Origin of the sequence: Mesorhizobium sp. M1329 (genome assembly GCF_040318035.1) — a bacterium.
Classification (GTDB): Bacteria; Pseudomonadota; Alphaproteobacteria; order Rhizobiales; family Rhizobiaceae; genus Mesorhizobium.
On the sequence record NZ_JAMYLN010000027.1, the window covers coordinates 1 to 18,406 of the forward strand.

Below are 18,406 nucleotides of genomic sequence, written 5' to 3' on the forward strand. Positions count from 1 at the left end.
CATTCAACCCTCCTTCGGCTTTTCCGGCCGAAATAGAATCGAGCTTCGCCGCAAAGCGCAACCCAGATGTGTGAATGCGATAGGTGAAGGACGGGGAGAGGGGTCGCCAGCGTTGCGGCCAAGCCCCTTCTCCCCGTTCTTTACGGGGAGAAGTGCCCGGCAGGGCGATGAGGGGCAGCGCCACGATGGCAATTGGTGCTGCTACGCGATGCAGAGACCGCCGTTCGCAGGCCGATCAAATACCAACGAAGCCTAAGCCGTCGCCTTGGCCTTCCTGCCTCTGCCCTTGACGGGCGCGGGCGGGGCGGCTTTGCGGCCGAGGCCGATCGCCTTGGCGAGCTGCGAACGCGAGGCCGCGTAGTTGGGGGCGACCATCGGGTAGTCGGACGGCAGGCCCCATTTGGCGCGATAGGCGTCTGGCGTCAGGCCGAAATGAACGCCGATATGGCGCTTCAAGGATTTGAACTTCTTGCCGTCCTCGAGACAGATAATGTAGTCCGGCGTCACCGATTTCTTGGGATTGACGGCAGGCGTCAGCGGCGCGGCGACCGGCACTGCCGGTTGCCCGAGCCCGCTTATGGAAGCGCTGACGCTGGCGATGAGATCGCCGAGGCCGGAAGCCGGCAAGCGGTTCTTCTCGACATATGCGGAGACGATATGGGCGGTCAGCTCGAGCAGGTCGATGTCTTTGCGAGCGTTGTTGGTGTCGTCGATCAATCTATTTCTCCGTCCGTGGGGGTCGCAGAAATTCCTAGTCGGCAAATCTGCGCAATGCAATGACGCCGCACCACGTCACACATTATTTTGAATAATAATACTAACGGCAGCGCGGGATTAACAACCCTGAGCCGGTGCTCGATAATATCAGACAATCAGCAATATCAGATAATCAGGGATTTGTCGCGCCACAGTCGAAATCCGCCTTCGAAGGCGCGTGTGTTGTCGCCGCGTCTGCAATCGGCGGGCAAGTCGGTGAGTTCATCGACATTGCCGCCGCCGATGACCACGTAATCCGGCTGCATGGCGGTGCGAAGCCGGTCGACGACGTCGAAGACGTATTTGCGCCATTTCTTCTTGCCGCGCTTTTGCAGGCCGCGTTCGCCGACATAGTCTTCGAAACTGCCGCGCTTCTTGTAGGGAAGATGGGCAAGCTCCATCGGCTGGGCGACGTTATCGACGATCATCGCGGCGCCCAGGCCGGTGCCGAGGCCAAGGAACAGCATGCGGCCGCCCTCATAACTGCCGATGGCCTGCATAAGCGCATCGTTGACGACTTTCACCGGCTTGCCGAACTCAGCGGCGAAATCGCAGCCGACCCAGCCCTTGCCGAGATTGGCGGGTTCGATCAAAGGCCGGTTGTGGTACGCCGGGCCCGGATAGCCCATCGAGACGACATCGTAGTGCAGCCCTTCGGCGAGCGTCTTCACCGCCGCGACCATCTGCTGCGGCGTCAGCTCCGGTCCGGAAGCGGTTCTGCGCTCCTCTGCGGCGGCGCTGGTGCGGATCTTGACGTGCGAGCCGCCGATATCGATCGCAAGCACGATCTTTTCGGCATCGGGTGCCGGTTGCTTTACTGCTTTCGCCATGGCCGTCGCCTCCCAGAAATCATGTCGCTGGATTGATCCAGCCGTTCGGCGGCCCGAATCCAGCCATGGCTTCGGCCGGCCCCCATGTCTTTGGCGCGTAGACGGGAGGCGGCGTGGTGTCGCCGAGCACCGGGCCGACGATGCGCCAGGCGAGCTCGCTGGCGTCCTGGCGGGTGAACAGCTGGCCGTTGCCGTTCATGGCGTCGCCGATCAACCGCTCGTAAGGCGGCATGTCGCCCTTCGAATCGTCGAGCGCGGTGAGCTCGACCTGTTCGCCGACCATGTCGTCGCCGGGTGCCTTGCGCCGGGCTCCGATCGAGATCGCCACCTGCGGATCGATGCGGAAGCGCACGTGATTGCAGTCGCCGGGCTTGATTGGATCGAAGACGTCGAGCGGCGGCCGCTTCAGCCGCACGATGACCTCGGTGGCGTGCACCGGCAGGGATTTGCCGGCGCGGATGAAGAACGGCACATCCTGCCAGCGCCAGGTATCGACGAAAAAGCGCACCGCCGCGAAGGTCTCGACCGGCGAGTTCGGCGCCACGCCCGGCTCGTTGAGATAGCCGTCGAACTGGCCGCGCACGACATCGTCCCTGGTCAGCGTCCGGATCGCCCGCAGCACCTGCACCTTCTCGTCGATCAGATCGTCGGCCGAGCGGCCGACCGGCGGCTCCATGGCGAGCAGCAACAGGATATTGAGCAGGTGGTTTTCGATGACGTCGCGGATGCAGCCGACCTCGTCATAGAAGCGGCCGCGCCCCTCGACACCGAAATCCTCGGCCATGGTGATCTGCACGCTCTCGACGTAATTGCGGTTCCAGATCGGCTCGAGGAAGGAATTGGCGAATCGGAAATAGAGCAGGTTCTGGATCGCCTCCTTGCCGAGATAGTGGTCGATGCGAAAGATCGACTTCTCGTCGAAGACCAGATGCAGCACCCGGTTCAGCCAGCGCGCCGACTGCAGATCGTGGCCGAATGGCTTTTCCACCATCAGGCGCGCGCCTTGGGCGGCGCCCGACTGCTCCAGCCCCTGGACGACCACCTCGAACATCGGCGGCGGCACCGCCAGATAGTGCAGCGGCCGCTCAGCGCTGCCGAGCGCGGTCTTCAGCTTCTCGAAGGTCGCAGGCGCCCGGTAGTCGCCGCTGACATAGCGCAGCAGCGATGCAAGCCTGGCAAAGATATTGTCGTCGATGCTGCCCAAGGCGTTGACGATGCCGTCGCGGGCGCGCGCCTGCAGCTTGGCGAGGTCCCAGGGATCGAAGGCAACGCCGATCACCGGCTCGTTCAGCGTCCCCTTGGCCACCATGGCGTAAAGGGCAGGGAAGATCTTCTTGTGGGCGAGATCGCCGGTGGCGCCGAAAAGCACCAGCGTGTCCGATCGTTCCTGGCTCATGAGCGTGCCTCCCTGTCGCCCGTCACGCGCCGGCCTTGGGTTTTTCGACATGGCCGCCAAAGGCATAGCGCATGGCGGACAGAAGCTTGTCGGCGAATTCGGATTCGCCTTGCGAGGAGAACCTGTCGAACAGCGCCGAGGACAGCACCGGCGCCGGCACGCCGGTGTCGATCGCCGCCTTCAGCGTCCAGCGGCCTTCACCGGAATCCGAGACCCGCCCGCCGAACTGCGTCAGCGACGAATCGGCCTTCAGCACGCCGGCCGTCAGGTCGAGCAGCCACGAGCCGATGACGCTGCCATGCCGCCAGACCTCCGCCACCTCAGCGATGTCGATGTCGAACTGGTAATATTGCGGGTTTTCGAGCGGGCTGGTTTCGGCGTCGGCGGTGCGCTGCCTTTTGCCGGCATTTGCCGACTTCAGGATGTTCATGCCCTCGGCATAGGCGGCCATGACGCCGTATTCGATGCCGTTATGGACCATCTTGACGAAATGGCCGGCGCCGCTTGGTCCGCAGTGGAGATAGCCGAAGGGCGCGGTTCCAGCATCCTTGGCAGGGACGGGCGAAGCGGCGTCGACGCCGGGCGCCAGCGTTGCGAAGACCGGGTCGAGATGCTGGACCGCGCTGTCGGGGCCGCCGATCATCAGGCAGTAGCCGCGCTCGAGGCCCCAGACGCCGCCGCTGGTGCCGACATCGACATAGCTCAAGCCTTTCAAGGCGAGGCGCGCGGCGTGGTCGACGGCCTCGTGATAATAGGAATTGCCGCCGTCGATGATGATGTCGCCAGGTTCCATCAACGCGGCCACCTGGTCGACGATCCTGCCGGTGATCGCCGCCGGCAGCATCAGCCAGGCGCTGCGCGGCTTCGCCAGCTTGCCGACGAACTCCTCCATCGAGGCGGCTCCGACCGCGCCGGCGCTCACAAGCGCGGCGACGCTCGCCGGGTTGATATCGTAGACGACGCATTCGTGGCCATCACGCAGCAGGCGCCGAACCATGTTGGCGCCCATCCGGCCCAGTCCCATCATTCCTATCTGCATGGTCTTGTCCTGCCTTACTTGAGGGATCGATGATCTAGTGGCGCTGTTATTGAAGCATGATCTTTTCCGAAAGCCGGTCTCCACTTTGCGGGATCATGCTCTATCCGGTATCGCCGATGCCGACAGAAAAATCAGCGTTCTCCCAACCGTCGGCATCGGACCAGAAGAATGTGAAGACAATGCTATTGCCCGGAGCAAGCTCGGCAACCGGCAATTCCGCAAGATGGATGCCGAAAGCGTTCGCGGCGGTCTCGGTGTCATGGACGGTTGCCCAATTGTCGCTGCTCCAATGAACCACCGCCCGGGCCAGAAGTTCGATGCGCAGCGCCTTGCCTGTCGGCATGGTACGGATCTTGTGGTTGAAGCGCCATGCCCTGAAGCGCGACACCGTCCTGCCCTCGATATAGCGCTTGACGCCTTGCGGCGGCATGTCGAACACCGTGCCGTCGCGCAGCGACCGCAGCAGCTTGATGTGCTCGGAATGCGCCCAGACCAGCGGCTTGGCGCTGCCGGAGGGCCCGCCATGCCGCAATTCGCGCTCCGGCATGTCCGGACCATCCCAGACCTGCTCCGGCAGCAGGCCGCCCGGTCCGGCAGAGTTCTCGAACGTCCTGAGCAGGCTTGCCGCGCTGTCCTCGCGTCCGGCCGCCAGCTCGTAATGGGCGCGCTCGCCGACCAGAAGAGGCCAGGGCCGACCCTGGCCGGTTCCATCGAAGGGTGCGCCGTCGGCATGCTCGCCATAGCCATCGCCATTGTAGCGGTACCAGAGCGGGCCCTGCGGCAGTTCGCAGCGCAATTGCGCGTCGATGACCTTGACCGTGTCGAGGATGCGCGGATCGTCGGCTGCCCTCAAGCCGAAGCGGACCAGCGCCAGCGCATCCGGGCTAACAATCGCTTCGGCCGGCCGATCCGTATCGCCGGGTGGGCGGTTCTTGATCGGCACAAAGCCGTCCTTCGGCGATGCCGCGCCGGCGGTGTCGGGCGGGGCGATGCGGACATAATAGCCTTCGACGCCGGCTTGCTCGCATGCGGCGGTGCCGGCGACGTAGGTCCAGCGCTCGGTCTGATCGTTCCAGACATCGGCAGTCTCGCGCAGATAGTTTGCCGGCTCTGTTTTGCCGGCGGCATCGAACATGTCGGCAGCCGCAAGCAGCGCGGCGATCTCGACCGCAAGCGTGAACGGGCTGTAGCCGGCGTCTTCTTCCCAGCGGTCCTCGCCGGTGACCGGGCCATTGCGAACGACATAGGCGGCAGCGCGCTCGATCATCGGCATGAAGGAGGAGAGTACCGCAGCCGGCAAATGCCCGGCGCGGCGCAGCGCGTCGGCGAGCAGCAGCGGGAAGGCGCATTCGTCCATCTGGATGCCCGGCCAATAGACCGATCCGTCGAGCCAGGCGTTCTGCGGCCAATGGCCGTCCGGCTGCTGGATCGCGCGCAGATAGCCAAGGATGCGCAAGGCTTCCGCCGGGTCGCCGGCGGCGAGGAAGCCGCCGGCGGTTTCGACCAGATCGCGCGGCCAGACCAGGTGATAGCCGCCGAGATCGTCGTCGCCCTTGTTGAAGCCCCACGGGATCGACAGGCTGGCAACCGCGGCTCCCGCCGACGACCGGTGTGTAGCCAGCACAGCCGTGCTGAGGCGGTAGCTGTTGAGGCAGGACGCCGCATGCCGGTCCAGCGGCAGCAATCCGGCCTGCCATTGGCGCCATTTGTCGATGTAGGATCTGGCTGCGGGCCCAAAACCTTGCCTCAGGCTGGCGAAAGCCGTTTCCGCCGCCTGTTGCGGCGTCGTGCCGAAGCCGAGCGCCAGCAATATTTTTGGGTTCGCGGCCGAAAAGCCGATCTCGCCGGTCAGCGCGACATTGCCGTCCTCGGCCCTGCGGCAGGCCGGATCGAGCCGGCCGCCTTGACGAAGCTGCTGCCAGCCGTCGGAGACGCCGACATAGCCGGCCGAGCACGCCTTCCACGGCAGCGACGAGGCGAGCGCCAGGCAGGTGCCGCGTCCCGATGCAAACAGGACAGGCTGTCCTTCATGGTCGCCGATCCAGGCGGTGTTGCCCATGCCGGCGTTAACGAGGTGTGGAGCCAGCAGCGCGTGGACGCGGTAGTCGGCGGCAGCGCCTTTGAGCGGCGTGAACATGATCTCCTGCAGCAGGACGGGACGTTCCGGATCCGTCAGGATGCGCTTTTCGATCCGGTAGGTTCCATCGCTTGCGGTGTTGACCAGCCGGTAGGCGGGCACCGCGTCCTCGAGGGGTTCGATGTGATGCTCGGCGTCGCGCTTTTCTTCCGAGAAATAGCCGTCGGGTCCGGTGACGATCAGCCCCAGATCGCGGGTGCAGGCGCTATCGAGGCGGGGATAGTAGATCTCGTTGAGGATACCGTGGCTGATGGTGAACCAGATCGGGCAGGCCAGCGAGAGCGCGGTGCCGACGCCGCTCTTGGCGCTCGACGTCCAGCGCGCCGGAATGCCGGGTGCACCCGGGGCAAGATTCGCTGCCATTCAATCGATCTCCAGTGCCATCCCTAGACCAGGAGTCGAACCGGTTTCAATGATTGCACCGCAAGTTGATCGCCGGCCATGGATTGCTGTTGACAGCTTGTCGCCTATCTGCATTTGTCTGATAATAGATAAAAAACAAGATTGTGAGCGTATCAGCCATTACCCACCAGCCAGCCATTAACCACCAGTAAGACAGCAACTCACGGGAGGAGTATGACATGAAGAAAATATTCGTTTTGGGCGCCCTTGCGGCAATGCTCGCCGCAGGCACCGCGCTTGCCGACACCAGCGGCAAGAAGATCGCCTTCTCCAACAATTACGCCGGCAATTCGTGGCGGCAGGCGATGCTGGACAGCTACGCCATCGTCACCAAGAAGGCGGTTGCCGACAAGGTAGTCGGCGCCGCGGACGTCTTCACGACGGCCGACAAGGAAGTGCCGACGCAAGCAGCCCAGGTGCAGAACCTGATCCTGCAGGGCTATGACGCGATCGTGATCAACGCGGCGTCTCCGGATGCGCTCAACGGCGCCATCAAGCAGGCCTGCGACGCCGGCATCGTCGTCGTCTCCTTCGACGGCATCGTCACCGAACCCTGCGCCTACCGCGTCGTCGTCGACTTCAAGGACATGGGCAAGCAGGAAGTCGAGCAGATGGCCAAGTTCCAGCCGAAGGGCGGCAACCTGCTGGAAATCCGCGGCCTCGCCGGCACCTCGATCGACGATGCCATCCATGCCGGCATCCTCGAAGGTGTCGCCGCCCACCCCGAGTTCAAGATCGTCGGCTCGGTGACCGGCGACTGGGACCAGACCACGGCACAGAAGGCCGTCGCGACGATCCTGCCGTCGCTGCCGGATGTGGTCGGTGTCGTCGACCAGGGCGGTGACGGCTACGGCGCGGCGCAGGCCTTCGCCGCCGCCGGCAAGCCACGCCCGACCATCATCATGGGCAATCGCCAGGACGAGTTGCAGTGGTGGAAGGAGCAGAAGGAAAAGGACGGTTACCAGACCTGGTCGGCATCGATCGCACCGGGCGTATCGACGCTTGCCTTCTGGGTGGCGCAGCAGGTGCTCGACGGCCGCACCGACGTGCCGCACGACCTGCTGGTGCCCTATCTTGCCTTCACGCAGGACGATTTCGAGACCGCACTGCCGAAGATTCCGAAGGGCGGCGTCGCCAGCCACGAATACACGCAGGAAGACGCCATCGCGGCGATCAAGGCCAACATCAAGTGAGCATGGCACTATTGTTGCCGCCACAGATAACCGGGTATCGTTGAGGGATGCCCGAGGCCAATGCAGACATCATCAGGCCTGACGGCGCCGTAAAACCTTTCGGCGCCGTCAGTTTGGACATCATAAGACTGGACGGCGCCGAAAAACATTTCGGTGCCGTCAGGGCGCTTGCCGGTGTCGATTTCAGCGTTCGTGCCGGAGAATGCGTCGGTCTCGTCGGCCATAACGGTGCCGGGAAATCGACGCTCATGCATATGGTGGCGGGCACGCTTACCCCGGACGGCGGGCGGATCGCGGTCCGCGGCGGCGTCGAGGCAAGTTATTCGGTGCCGCGCGCACAGCAGCTCGGCATACGCTGCGTTTTCCAGGAACTGTCGCTCTGCCCGAACCTCAGCGTCGCCGAGAACACGCGGATCAACCACGCGTCGCTTAATGGCTTCGGCTGGCGGCGCAAGGCGGCCGATCTGATCGCCGCCAAGCTCGACGAGATCTTCCCCGGCCACAGCATCTCGGCATCCGACATCGTCGGCGACCTTTCCATCACCAGCCGGCAGATGGTGGAGGTGGCACGCGCCTTCACGGTCACGCAGGAGCCGCTCGAACTGGTCATCCTCGACGAGCCGACCTCCTCGCTCGATGCGCATACCGCGGGCCAGCTGCTGGCGTTCGTGCGCCGCTTCATCGCCGCCGGCAAGAGCTGCATCCTGATCTCGCATGTGCTGGGCGAAGTGCTCGGAAACGCCGACCGCATCGTGGTGATGCGCGACGGCAAGGTGGTCGCCGCCGGACAGGCCTATCAATTCGACCGCGACAGGCTGGTGACGGCGATGGGCGGAGCGGAGGCGCGCGAGAAGGCCGCCGCAGAGATTGCGAGCGGCAAGCCGGAGCCCGGTCCGCTGCGGGTCCGGGCGCGTCCGGCGCGACAGCAGGACGGCAACGAGCTTGTCGCCCATGCCGGTGAGATCATCGGCCTTGCCGGACTTGCCGGGCATGGGCAGACCGACCTTTTGCTGGCGATCTTTGCCGCGGCTTCGCGTGCCAAAACCGGCATCGAGGTCACCGCGCCGGTGGCGCTGGTTGCCGGCGACCGCCAGTCGGACGGCATTTTTCCGCAATGGTCGATTGCCGAGAACATCGGCATCCGTTCGCTTGCGCGATTGCGCAACGGCCTCTTGATCTCGCCGCAGCGCGAAGCCGAGCTCGCCGAGTTGTGGCAGCGGAAAATCGGCATCCGTACGCCCGACATGAACAACAACATCTTCTCGCTGTCCGGCGGCAACCAGCAGAAGGCGCTGTTCGCGCGGGCGCTCGGCTCCGACGCCAAGATCGTGCTGATGGACGATCCGATGCGCGGCGTCGACATCGGCACCAAGCTCGAAGTCTACGACCTGGTGCGCGAGGAGGCTCGCCATGGCCGCACTTTCCTCTGGTATACCACCGAAACCGAAGAGCTCGACAATTGCGACCACATCTATGTGTTCAAGAACGGCCGGATCGTCGCCAACCTTCGTCGCGACGAACTGACGGAGGAAAAGATCATCCAGTCCTCGTTCGGCGACGCGGCCTGAGATGACAGCGGTATCCATCGAGAATGGGCTAAAATCTTCGGCTCGCGCCACGAGGCGGGCGCGCATGCTGCGCAGCCTGCTGCCGGCACTGTCGCTGGCGCTGGTGCTCATCGCCATCGCCTGGCTCAACCCGCGCGCCATCAGCTACTTCGGTTTCAGCCTGATGCTCAATCTGGCGATCCCGATCGCGCTGGCGACGATCGCGCAGATGTTCGTCATCGCCGGCAACGAGCTCGATCTGTCGATCGGCACCTTTGTCGGCTTCGTCGGCTGCGTGACGGCGACATGGCTGAAGGACGCGCCGCTGCTCGGCGTCATCATCCTGCTCGGGTCGATCGGTGTCTACGCGCTGCTCGGCGCGCTGATCCATTTGCGCAACCTGCCCTCTATCGTGGTGACGCTCGGCATGAGTTTTGTCTGGCAGGGCATGGCCATCCTCATCCTGCCGAAGCCCGGCGGCAAGGCGCCGGACTGGCTGCTGGCGCTGATGGCCTTCAAGCCACCCTTCATTCCGTTCCCGATCATCGCCGCATTGCTGATCGCGGCCGTCGTCCACTTTGGCCTGATGCGCACTTCCTATGGCGTCATCCTGCGCGGATCGGGCGGCAATTCAGCTGCATTGAAGCGCGCCGGCTGGTCGCTGCTGCGCACCAAGATCGCGCTGTTTGCGCTGACCGGCCTGTTCGGCGTTTTGTCCGGCATGGCGCTGATCGGCATCACCACCTCGGCCGATGCCAATATCGGCAATGGCTACACGTTGCTTTCGATCGCCGGCGTCATCCTCGGCGGCGGCGAGTTCGTCGGCGGCCGGGTGTCGCCGATCGGCGCCGTCATCGGCGCGCTGACGCTGGCGCTGGCGGCATCGCCGCTCTTGACCTTCATGCACATTCCGCCCGACTGGCAGGTCGCCGCCAATGGCGCCATCCTGATCATCGTGCTGGCGGCGCGGGTGCTGATCAGCCGCAGGGAGAGGTGAGCATGGCCTCGCTGCGGACACTGCTCGCCAGACCCTGGATCTGGTCGTTCTTCGGGGCGCTGCTGGTATGGCTGGCGACCATCGCCTTCACCGGCGGCTATGGCGGCGGCGGCATGATCACGGCGGCGCTGTCGCTCGCCGTCTTCACCGTCATCGTCGGCGTCGGGCAGATGTTCGTCATCACGCTCGGGCCGGGCAATGTCGACCTGTCGCTGCCGGCCAATATCGGCCTTGCCAGCGCCGTCGCCATGAAGGTCATGGACGGCAATGATGCGATGATCGCGGTCGGACTGCTGGCAGCGCTTGCCTGCGGCATGGCGATCGGCGCCGTCAACTACCTGCTGATCTGGGCGCTGCGCATTCCGCCGATCATCGCGACGCTGTCGGCCAGCTTCGTCATCCAGTCGGTCGATATCAGCTATGGGCGCGGCTTGCAGATCAAGCCGCCGCCGGGCTTTGCCGATTTCACCAACTGGCAGGTGTTCGGCATCCCGGTGCTGGCGATCCTAACCGTGCTGTTCACCATCGGCGCCGGCATCGTTTTGCAGCGCATGATTTACGGACGCTCGGTGCTGGCGATCGGCCAGAACATCCGCGCCGCCTGGCTGGCAGGCGTCAAGGTCGGCCGCACCCGCTTCCTTACCTACACACTGTCGGGCGCGCTCGGCGGCCTCGACGGCGCACTGCTCGCCGGTTATTTCCGCGGCGCCAACGTCGATATCGGCAATGAGTATCTGCTGGCCTCGATCGCGGTCGTTGTCATCGGCGGCACGTCGGTGGCGGGCGGCAAGGCCAATGTGCCGGGGGTCTGGGGCGCGGCGCTGTTCCTGGTGCTGCTGTTGACCATGCTCAACACGTTCGGCGTCAGCGTCGGCGTCCGCCTGGTGCTGACAGGGCTGATCATCGTCGGCGTCATTACCGCCGCCGGTGGGCAGAAAGCGCTGCGCTGAGGCAAGGACACCGACGGCGCGAGGATATCGATCCGGCCCGCAACACGTGGTTCCCATCCGCATGCCAGCGCTGTAAATCCCGTCGCGATATTGGCCAACATCATTGCATGAGGTTTGCGTGTCCGATTTCGTCAGCACTACAAGACACGGCAACGTCGCGCTGGTGAGCATCGACAATCCACCTGTCAACGCGCTGAGCTTCCATGTGCGCGAGCCGCTGATGCGGGCGCTCGTTTCCCTGCGCGACGAGCCGTCGGTGGGAGCAATCGTGATAGCATGCGCCGGGCGGACCTTCGTCGCCGGCGCCGACATCACCGAATTCGGCAGGCCGGCACAGCAGCCGGAATTGCGCGCCATTGTCGCCGTGCTGGAAACCATCACCAAGCCGACGGTCGCCGCCATTCACGGCACTGCGCTCGGCGGCGGCCTGGAACTGGCGCTCGGCTGCCATTTCCGTGTTGCCGACCGAGCGGCAAGGCTCGGCCTGCCGGAAGTCAAGCTCGGCCTGCTGCCGGGCGGCGGCGGCACGGTTCGCCTGCCGCGCTTGGTTGGTCCGCTGAAGGCACTCAGCATGATCGTTTCGGGAACGCCGGTCGGTGCGGCCGAGGCGCTCGCCGACGGCCTGGTGGATGCCGTCTTCGATGGCGACCTGATCGCGCAAGCGGTGAGTTTTGCGGCAGACATGGCCGCCAAAGGCGGTCTCTTCACGCCGGTGCGCGATCGCAACGATCGCCTCGACCAGGCCGACTTGCCGGCTTTCGACAAGCAGGCCGCAGCGCTTGCGGGCAAAGCGCGCGGTCTCGAGGCGCCGATCGCCTGTGCGCAGTCGGTCCGCAACGCCCTGACGCTGCCCTGCGACGAAGCGCTGGCGGCGGAGCGCGACCTGTTTCTCAAGCTTGTCGCCGGTGACCAATCACGCGCGCAGCGGCATTTGTTCTTCGCAGAACGTGAGGCGGCAAAGATTGCCGGCAAGGATGTCGTCAGGCGCAAGATCGCCCGGGTCGGCGTCATCGGGGCCGGCACGATGGGCGGTGGCATCGCCATGGCGTTCGCCAATGGCGGTCTTCCCGTAACCTTGCTGGAAACGACGCAGGAGGCGTTGCAGCGCGGACTGGCGACGATCAACAAGAATTATGCCGTTTCCGTCACCCGCGGATCGCTGAGCGAAGACGCCAAGCGCCAGCGGCTTGGGTTGTTCAAGGGTTCCACCGACTATGCCGACCTCGCCGATTGCGATCTGATCGTCGAGGCCGTGTTCGAGGAAATGGCGGTCAAGAAGGAGGTATTCGGCAGGCTCGATGCCGTGGCCAAACCGGGCGCGATCCTCGCCACCAACACCTCCTATCTCAACGTCAACGAAATCGCCGCTTCGACGTCGCGGCCGCAAGATCTCCTCGGCATGCATTTCTTTTCGCCGGCTAACGTCATGAAGCTTTTGGAAATCGTCCGCGCCGACAAGACTTCACCCGACGTGCTGGCGACCATCGTCGATCTGGCACGGCGGATCGGCAAGGTGCCGGTCGTCGTCGGCGTCTGCCACGGCTTCGTCGGCAACCGCATGCTGGCTGCGCGCGGTGCGGAACTGGAGACGCTTCTGCTGGAAGGTGCAATGCCGCGCCAGGTCGACCAGGTGTTCACCGATTTCGGCTGGCCGATGGGGCCGTTCGAGATGAGCGATCTCGCCGGCCTCGACATAGGCTGGCGCAACCGCAAGGCGCGTGGCCAGACGGCCGTGATCGCCGATGCGTTGTGCGAACAGGGGCATTTCGGCCAGAAGACCGGCAGCGGCTTCTATCGCTATGAGAACGGTTCGCGCACGCCGCTGCCCGATCCCGAGGTCGAGGCGCTGATCCGCAACAAGGCTGCCGAACGCGGCATTGCACCGCGCGCGATCGGCGCCGAGGAGATCATCGAGCGGACGGTCTATCCGATGATCAATGAGGGCGCCAAAATCCTCGAGGAAAAGATTGCCGCCCGGGCCTCCGATATCGACGTCGTCTGGGTCAACGGCTATGGCTTCCCGGTCGGCAAGGGCGGACCGATGTTCTGGGCAAGCCTCGAAGGCGTGGACAAGATCATCCGGCGGCTGGATCACTGTTACCAGCAGACCGGCAAGGACGTCTTTCGGGTGGCGCGCCGGCTCAGGCAGATGGCTGAAACTGGTTCCTGGGACGGCGCTGCCGGCTGAACTTGGGACTACCGAATCCGAGTGTCCATGATCTCGACAAAACGCGCGAACAGACCCGCCTGCGACTTTATCTTGAGCTTGCGGTAAATGTTGCGGCGATGGACTTTTACGGTTCCCGGCACGATGCGCATCGCCCTGGCAATCGATTCCGTGGAATGGCCCTGAAGCACCAGATCGACGACATGCTGTTCGCGCGGCGTGAGCGAAAGGCTCTTCCAGATGTGAGCACGTTCGAACTCGCTGACCGGAGCAATCGCCTCGTCTTGCTTCGTCCCAACCGGTCCGTCAGCCGGAAGGGTAGGCCAGCGCAGCCTGACGAGGCTGATCACCGCAGGCGCCATGTCGCGCAGCAACCTGGCATCGGCGGTTCCGAACGGCCCCGAAGCGCGCAATCGCATTAGCGAGACCACCAGCGCGTCCTTTCCCGGCAGCGGCACGAAGAAGCCGACCTCCTCCGCAAGCCTGGTCTGGCTGTAATAGGAGCGGTAATATTCGCTGGCATAGAAGCGGTCCGGCGCCAGTTCGCGCATGCGCCAAAAGCCTTCCTTGCGCTCGACTGCCGCATGGTGGAACGGATCGAGCAGATAAGGCCCTTCCTGATAGAGCGCGACGAAGACGTGGCTTTCGGCCGGCGAGAATGTCTCGAACAGCAGCGGCGGGCGTAAGGCGCCGCGATAGCCGAAGATCACGCAATGATCGAAGCTGACATGCTGGCGGAGCCAGGCGACCATTGCCTTGCCGAAAAGCTCGTCGCTCGTCTCCCGCGTCGCTGCGATGAGCGCAGCGAGCAGGCTGTATTCATCGCTGCGCGAAACGCCCAATTCATACCCCTCCAAACGAGAAAATAGACGAAATATACCACCTGGGAGGTATATACTAGCTGCCATTGGCTCTGATAGCGTTTCGAGGTTAGCTACCCGCAGGAGCCCGCAGCTTTGACCGCAGTGCCCGACATCGAGTTTCGCGGGGTCACCAAACGCTACGGCAGCGTGACCGCGGTCAGCGGCATCGATCTTGCCATCCCGCCGTCTGCCTTTGTCGCCTTGCTCGGGCCGTCCGGCTGCGGCAAGACAACCTGCTTGCGCATGATCGGTGGCTTCGAACAGCCAAGCGAAGGTGCGGTATTCATCCGTGGCCACGACATGGCCGGCACGCCGCCCTATCGGCGGCCGGTCAACATGGTGTTCCAGCAATATGCGCTGTTTCCGCATCTGGATGTGGAGGATAACGTCGCCTATGGCCTGCGACAGGCGCGGCCGCGCCTGTCGTCGCGGGAGATCAGCCTGAAGGCAGGCGAGGCGCTCGCCATGGTTCGGCTTGCCGGCTATGGACGCCGCAAGATCCATGAGCTTTCCGGCGGCCAGCAGCAGCGTGTCGCCCTGGCGCGGGCGCTGGTCAACAAGCCGGCGGTGCTGCTGCTCGACGAGCCCCTGGCGGCGCTCGACAAGAAGCTGCGCACCGACATGCAGATAGAGTTGCAGAACCTGCAGCGCGAAATCGGCATCACCTTCGTCCTGGTCACCCACGATCAGGAAGAGGCACTGTCGATGAGCGATTTCGTCTGCGTCATGAATGGCGGGCGCATCGTCCAGCTTGGGCAGCCGAGCGAAATCTATGACGAACCCGCCGACCTCTTCGTCGCCGACTTCGTCGGCAAGACCAATCTCTTGAGCGGCAAGGTCGTCGGGCTCTCGGGCAAGCTCGTCGAGGTGGCGCTCGCCGACGGCACAGTCATTGCCGCGCGCAAGCGCACTCCGCTAGCTCAGGGTGAAGCCGTTTCGGTCAGCCTGCGCCCTGAATCACTAAGCCTCGGCGCGCCCGGAAGCGGCCGGCTGGACGGCCTTGTCCGCAACCGGATCTTTCTCGGTTCGACCGCGGAATATGCAATCGAGGTCCAGGGCATCGGGACACTGCTCGCAAAGGCCGATCATCTGGTCGGCGGTGGAAATCTCTTCAAGCCGGGTGAACCCGTCGCCGTCGGCTTTACAGCCGGAACGCCGCTGGCGTTTCCGGAGAATAACGGGACCAACCAGAGGGAAAACAAAAATGTCGAAATCGTATCGTGACGGACTGCCGATAAGCCCTGAAAACTTCGTCGACCAATTGATGCGCCTCAAGCGCGGTTCCATCGGCCGCCGCGAGTTCCTTGGCCTCACCGGCCTAGGCATCGCAACGGCAGTAATGGCCCGCGAACTCGGCATCATGCCGTCGCCAGCCTTCGCCCAGGAGGGGCTTGGCGACCGCATGTCGATTGCCACCTGGCCCAATTATCACGACCCGGCGACGTTCGAGAATTTCAAGGCCGAGACCGGCGTTGCCGTCGAGGTCAACGTGTTCGGGTCAAACGAGGAGATGCTGGCCAAGCTGCAGGCCGGCGCCTCGGGCTGGAGCCTTTTCGTTCCGACCAACTACACGATCTCGACTTACAAGAAGCTTGGCATCATCGAAGCGCTCGATATGGCCAAGCTTGCCAATGATGACGGCTCGCAAGAAGACCCGCGCTTCACTGGGGAAGGCACCATCGACGGCGTGATCTACGCTGTGCCGAAGAATTGGGGCACCACCGGCTTTGCCGTCAACACCAAGAAACTGACCAAGCCGATGACGAGCTGGAAGGAATTCTGGGACACGGCCATGGCGGAGGGCGACGGCCGGGCCATGGTTCATGATTACCAGCTGACCACGATCGGCAACGCGCTGAAATATTTCGGCTTCTCGTTCAACTCGCTGAAGCCGGACGAACTCGCCAAGGCGGAGGAATTGCTGCTGAAGGTCAAGCCGCATCTGTTCGCGGTCTCCAGCGACTACCAGCCGTCGATGCGTGCCGGCGACGCCTGGATGACGATGTGCTGGACCAATGACGGGGCGCAGCTCCACCGCGACATCCCCGAAATCGCTTATGTGCTTGGCAAGGAAGGCGGCGAGATCTGGACCGACTTCTACGCAATCCCCAAGGATGCGCCGAACAAGCCTGCCGGCTATGCCTTGCTCAACTACTTGATGAACCCGAAAGTTGCGGTCAAGGAGCACCTGGCCAACGGTGCGCCTTCCACCGATGCGCGGGTCAATGCGCTGCTGCCCAAGGAGGTGCTGGACAATCCGATCCTCTATCCGGCGGTGGATCTGCTGAAGCCGCTCGAATTCGGTGCGGCTGCGACGCTAACCGATCCGGGCCGGGCCGAATTGATGGCACGCTTCAAGTCGGCTTGAACCGGGCGGGCCACAGGCTCGATGCAGGCAACTCCCCGGCGGACAGATGTCCGCCGGCACCGGGGCGGTTTTTTCAATGCGCAGCAATGCCCTTCGTCACAATCTCCTGACCGCCCTGCTGCTCGGTCCAGCAACCGCGTGGCTGGTGGTGTTTTTAGTTTTGCCGTTCGTGGCGATCGCCGTTTTCAGCGTCGGCGATCGGGCGCCGGAAGGCGGCTATCAGGCTGCTTTCACCTTGGCGCAATATGCCAATCTTCCGGCGCGGGCGACCGCCTTCTGGAACACCATGGTGCTGGCGCCGGCGGGCGCACTGGCCTGTCTTCTCGTTGCCTATCCGGTCGCCTATTACCTCGCTTTGCGCGCGCCGGAACGGTGGCGGCTGATCCTGCTGGCGCTTGTCGTCATCCCATTCTGGACCAGCCTGCTGATGCGAACTTATGCCTGGATGTATGTGCTTGGCGGGCGCGGCATCCCAGCTCTGCTGGCCTATGTCGGGATGGAGGACGTGCGGCTGATCAACACGCCGGGCGCGGTTCTACTCGGCATCGTCTATGGTTATCTGCCGCTGATGATCCTGCCGATCTATGTCAGCCTCGAGCGGCTCGACCGCCGCTTGCTGGAGGCCTCCGCCGATCTCGGCGCGACGCCGATCTCGACATTCCTCGGCGTGACGCTACGGCTGTCGCTGCCAGGTGTGATGACCGGCTTCTCGCTGGTCATGATCCTGCTGCTCGGCGAATATCTGATCCCGACGTTGCTCGGCGGCGGCAAGGTCTTCTTCATCGGCAACGCGCTGGTCGATCTGTTCCTGCAATCGCGAAACTGGCCATTCGGATCGGCAATCGCCATCACGCTTGTGGCTGTTTCCGTGGTCGTGCTGCTTGTCGCGAACCGCATTTCGACCCGGCTTTCGGGTGCCCGCCGGGTGGACCTGATCTGATGCGTGCCTTCGTCGTTGCGGTCTTTGCCTTTCTCTACCTGCCGATCGCGCTGGTGGTGCTGTTTTCGTTCAACGCCGGCCATCACGCCAGCGAGTTCACTGGCTTCTCTGTGCAATGGTACGGCAAGGCCCTGGCAAACCCGTTCCTGGTCGAAGCGTTGAAGAACAGCCTGTTCATCGCCACGACCAGCGCCTTGCTGGCGGCGCTGTGCGGCACGGCGGCCGCGCTTGGCCTGGCGCGTGTCGGCGCACGGACGCGAGCCGTGTTCGATGCGCTTTTGGGTGCTGCGATCGTCGTTCCTGGCGTCGTCATCGGCATCTCGACGCTTGTCGCGCTGGTCCAGCTATTCGGGGTGGTCAACCCGTTTGTCGCTTCACTGTGGCCGAACGACCAACCACCGCGTCTGGCGCTTGGCTATGGCTCGATCATCGCCGCGCACGGGCTGTTTTCGATGGCGCTGGTGGCGATGATTGTCGGCACGCGCCTCGGCAGCCTCGACCGCAATCTGGTCGAGGCCTCGAGCGATCTTTACGCCACCCCGCTGACGACGTTCCGCAGCATTGTGTTTCCGCAGATCATGCCGGCGGTGATCGCCGGCTTCCTGCTCGCCTTCACATTCTCCTTCGACGATTTCATCGTCGCTTTCTTCGTCGCCGGCGCACAGACGACATTGCCGATCTATGTCTTTGCCTCGATTCGGCGCGGGGTCACGCCGGAGATCAATGCCATTGCGACGATCGTTCTTGTCGCCTCCGTTCTGCTCGTGGTGCTTGCCCAATGGCAGTTGCGGCAACGAAAACCATCACACTGAAAGACAAAA

The 18,406-nt window shown here is 63.8% G+C and carries 15 protein-coding genes; 9 read left to right on the forward strand and 6 right to left on the reverse strand.

All coding sequences use genetic code 11. The features are described from left to right. Nucleotides 1-252 precede the first annotated feature (252 nt). The 5 genes from NKH21_RS23920 to NKH21_RS23940 all read right to left on the reverse strand — a co-directional run bounded on the left by NKH21_RS23920 (nt 253) and on the right by NKH21_RS23940 (nt 6,521). The gene (locus tag NKH21_RS23920; RefSeq protein WP_352669322.1) at nt 253-717 is read right to left on the reverse strand and encodes a Ros/MucR family transcriptional regulator; all 465 of its coding nucleotides are present in this window, start codon (nt 715-717) and stop codon (nt 253-255) included. A gap of 164 nt (nt 718-881) precedes the next feature. Further along, nucleotides 882-1,586: an ROK family protein gene (locus tag NKH21_RS23925; RefSeq protein ID WP_352669325.1), complete on the reverse strand. Its 705-nt coding sequence runs from the start codon at nt 1,584-1,586 to the stop codon at nt 882-884. Between the two features lie 19 nt (nt 1,587-1,605). Then, nucleotides 1,606-2,982, reverse strand: coding sequence for a glucose-6-phosphate dehydrogenase (gene zwf, locus NKH21_RS23930; protein ID WP_352669327.1), 1,377 nt, complete (start codon nt 2,980-2,982; stop codon nt 1,606-1,608). Nucleotides 2,983-3,004: 22 nt separating this feature from the next. Continuing rightward, entirely contained in the window at nt 3,005-4,021 is a 1,017-nt protein-coding gene (gene gnd, locus NKH21_RS23935; protein WP_352669330.1) for a phosphogluconate dehydrogenase (NAD(+)-dependent, decarboxylating), read from the reverse strand. Between the two features lie 100 nt (nt 4,022-4,121). Further along, nucleotides 4,122-6,521, reverse strand: a complete 2,400-nt coding sequence (locus NKH21_RS23940; protein ID WP_352669333.1) for a glucan 1,4-alpha-glucosidase — start codon at nt 6,519-6,521, stop codon at nt 4,122-4,124. Nucleotides 6,522-6,739: 218 nt separating this feature from the next. Between NKH21_RS23940 and NKH21_RS23945 the strand changes: the two genes are divergently transcribed. The 5 genes from NKH21_RS23945 (at nt 6,740) to NKH21_RS23965 (ending at nt 13,435) form a co-directional block, all read left to right on the forward strand. Continuing rightward, a complete protein-coding gene (locus NKH21_RS23945) occupies nt 6,740-7,753 on the forward strand; it encodes an ABC transporter substrate-binding protein (RefSeq protein WP_352669335.1) in 1,014 nt (337 codons plus the stop codon). A 47-nt stretch (nt 7,754-7,800) separates the two neighbouring features. Then, nucleotides 7,801-9,321, forward strand: a complete 1,521-nt coding sequence (locus tag NKH21_RS23950) for a sugar ABC transporter ATP-binding protein (protein WP_352669338.1) — start codon at nt 7,801-7,803, stop codon at nt 9,319-9,321. A gap of 1 nt (nt 9,322) precedes the next feature. After that, nucleotides 9,323-10,297 carry an ABC transporter permease gene (locus NKH21_RS23955; protein WP_352669339.1) on the forward strand — a complete coding sequence of 325 codons (975 nt, stop codon included), beginning with the start codon at nt 9,323-9,325 and terminating at the stop codon, nt 10,295-10,297. A gap of 2 nt (nt 10,298-10,299) precedes the next feature. After that, nucleotides 10,300-11,247: an ABC transporter permease gene (locus NKH21_RS23960; protein ID WP_352867936.1), complete on the forward strand. Its 948-nt coding sequence runs from the start codon at nt 10,300-10,302 to the stop codon at nt 11,245-11,247. A 118-nt stretch (nt 11,248-11,365) separates the two neighbouring features. Beyond that, on the forward strand, nt 11,366-13,435 hold the full coding sequence (locus NKH21_RS23965; RefSeq protein ID WP_352867938.1) for a 3-hydroxyacyl-CoA dehydrogenase NAD-binding domain-containing protein: 2,070 nt from the start codon (nt 11,366-11,368) through the stop codon (nt 13,433-13,435). Nucleotides 13,436-13,443: 8 nt separating this feature from the next. On the opposite strand, the gene NKH21_RS23970 is transcribed toward NKH21_RS23965, so the two are convergent. After that, nucleotides 13,444-14,256, reverse strand: a complete 813-nt coding sequence (locus tag NKH21_RS23970) for a helix-turn-helix domain-containing protein (protein ID WP_352669345.1) — start codon at nt 14,254-14,256, stop codon at nt 13,444-13,446. 114 nt (nt 14,257-14,370) lie between these two features. Between NKH21_RS23970 and NKH21_RS23975 the strand changes: the two genes are divergently transcribed. The 4 genes from NKH21_RS23975 to NKH21_RS23990 all read left to right on the forward strand — a co-directional run bounded on the left by NKH21_RS23975 (nt 14,371) and on the right by NKH21_RS23990 (nt 18,397). Then, nucleotides 14,371-15,501, forward strand: a complete 1,131-nt coding sequence (locus tag NKH21_RS23975) for an ABC transporter ATP-binding protein (RefSeq protein WP_352669348.1) — start codon at nt 14,371-14,373, stop codon at nt 15,499-15,501. Beyond that, on the forward strand, nt 15,482-16,645 hold the full coding sequence (locus NKH21_RS23980; protein ID WP_352669351.1) for an ABC transporter substrate-binding protein: 1,164 nt from the start codon (nt 15,482-15,484) through the stop codon (nt 16,643-16,645). Before NKH21_RS23975 ends, NKH21_RS23980 begins: the two co-directional genes overlap by 20 nt. A gap of 76 nt (nt 16,646-16,721) precedes the next feature. After that, complete coding sequence (locus NKH21_RS23985; protein ID WP_352669354.1) at nt 16,722-17,585, forward strand: ABC transporter permease; 864 nt, start codon at nt 16,722-16,724, stop codon at nt 17,583-17,585. Then, complete coding sequence (locus tag NKH21_RS23990; protein ID WP_352669357.1) at nt 17,585-18,397, forward strand: ABC transporter permease; 813 nt, start codon at nt 17,585-17,587, stop codon at nt 18,395-18,397. The genes NKH21_RS23985 and NKH21_RS23990 overlap by 1 nt, the downstream gene beginning before the upstream one ends. The last annotated feature ends 9 nt before the right edge of the window (nt 18,398-18,406 follow it).

What these genes read in the sequence shown, in the direction of transcription:
- NKH21_RS23955 (WP_352669339.1), top strand. Translation starts at nt 9,323, where the DNA reads ATGACAGCGGTATCCATCGAGAATGGGCTAAAATCTTCGGCTCGCGCC.
- NKH21_RS23925 (WP_352669325.1), bottom strand. Translation starts at nt 1,586, where the DNA reads ATGGCGAAAGCAGTAAAGCAACCGGCACCCGATGCCGAAAAGATCGTG.
- zwf (WP_352669327.1), bottom strand. Translation starts at nt 2,982, where the DNA reads ATGAGCCAGGAACGATCGGACACGCTGGTGCTTTTCGGCGCCACCGGC.
- NKH21_RS23940 (WP_352669333.1), bottom strand. Translation starts at nt 6,521, where the DNA reads ATGGCAGCGAATCTTGCCCCGGGTGCACCCGGCATTCCGGCGCGCTGG.
- NKH21_RS23945 (WP_352669335.1), top strand. Translation starts at nt 6,740, where the DNA reads ATGAAGAAAATATTCGTTTTGGGCGCCCTTGCGGCAATGCTCGCCGCA.
- NKH21_RS23990 (WP_352669357.1), top strand. Translation starts at nt 17,585, where the DNA reads ATGCGTGCCTTCGTCGTTGCGGTCTTTGCCTTTCTCTACCTGCCGATC.
- NKH21_RS23950 (WP_352669338.1), top strand. Translation starts at nt 7,801, where the DNA reads ATGCCCGAGGCCAATGCAGACATCATCAGGCCTGACGGCGCCGTAAAA.
- NKH21_RS23980 (WP_352669351.1), top strand. Translation starts at nt 15,482, where the DNA reads ATGTCGAAATCGTATCGTGACGGACTGCCGATAAGCCCTGAAAACTTC.
- gnd (WP_352669330.1), bottom strand. Translation starts at nt 4,021, where the DNA reads ATGCAGATAGGAATGATGGGACTGGGCCGGATGGGCGCCAACATGGTT.
- NKH21_RS23960 (WP_352867936.1), top strand. Translation starts at nt 10,300, where the DNA reads ATGGCCTCGCTGCGGACACTGCTCGCCAGACCCTGGATCTGGTCGTTC.
- NKH21_RS23985 (WP_352669354.1), top strand. Translation starts at nt 16,722, where the DNA reads ATGCGCAGCAATGCCCTTCGTCACAATCTCCTGACCGCCCTGCTGCTC.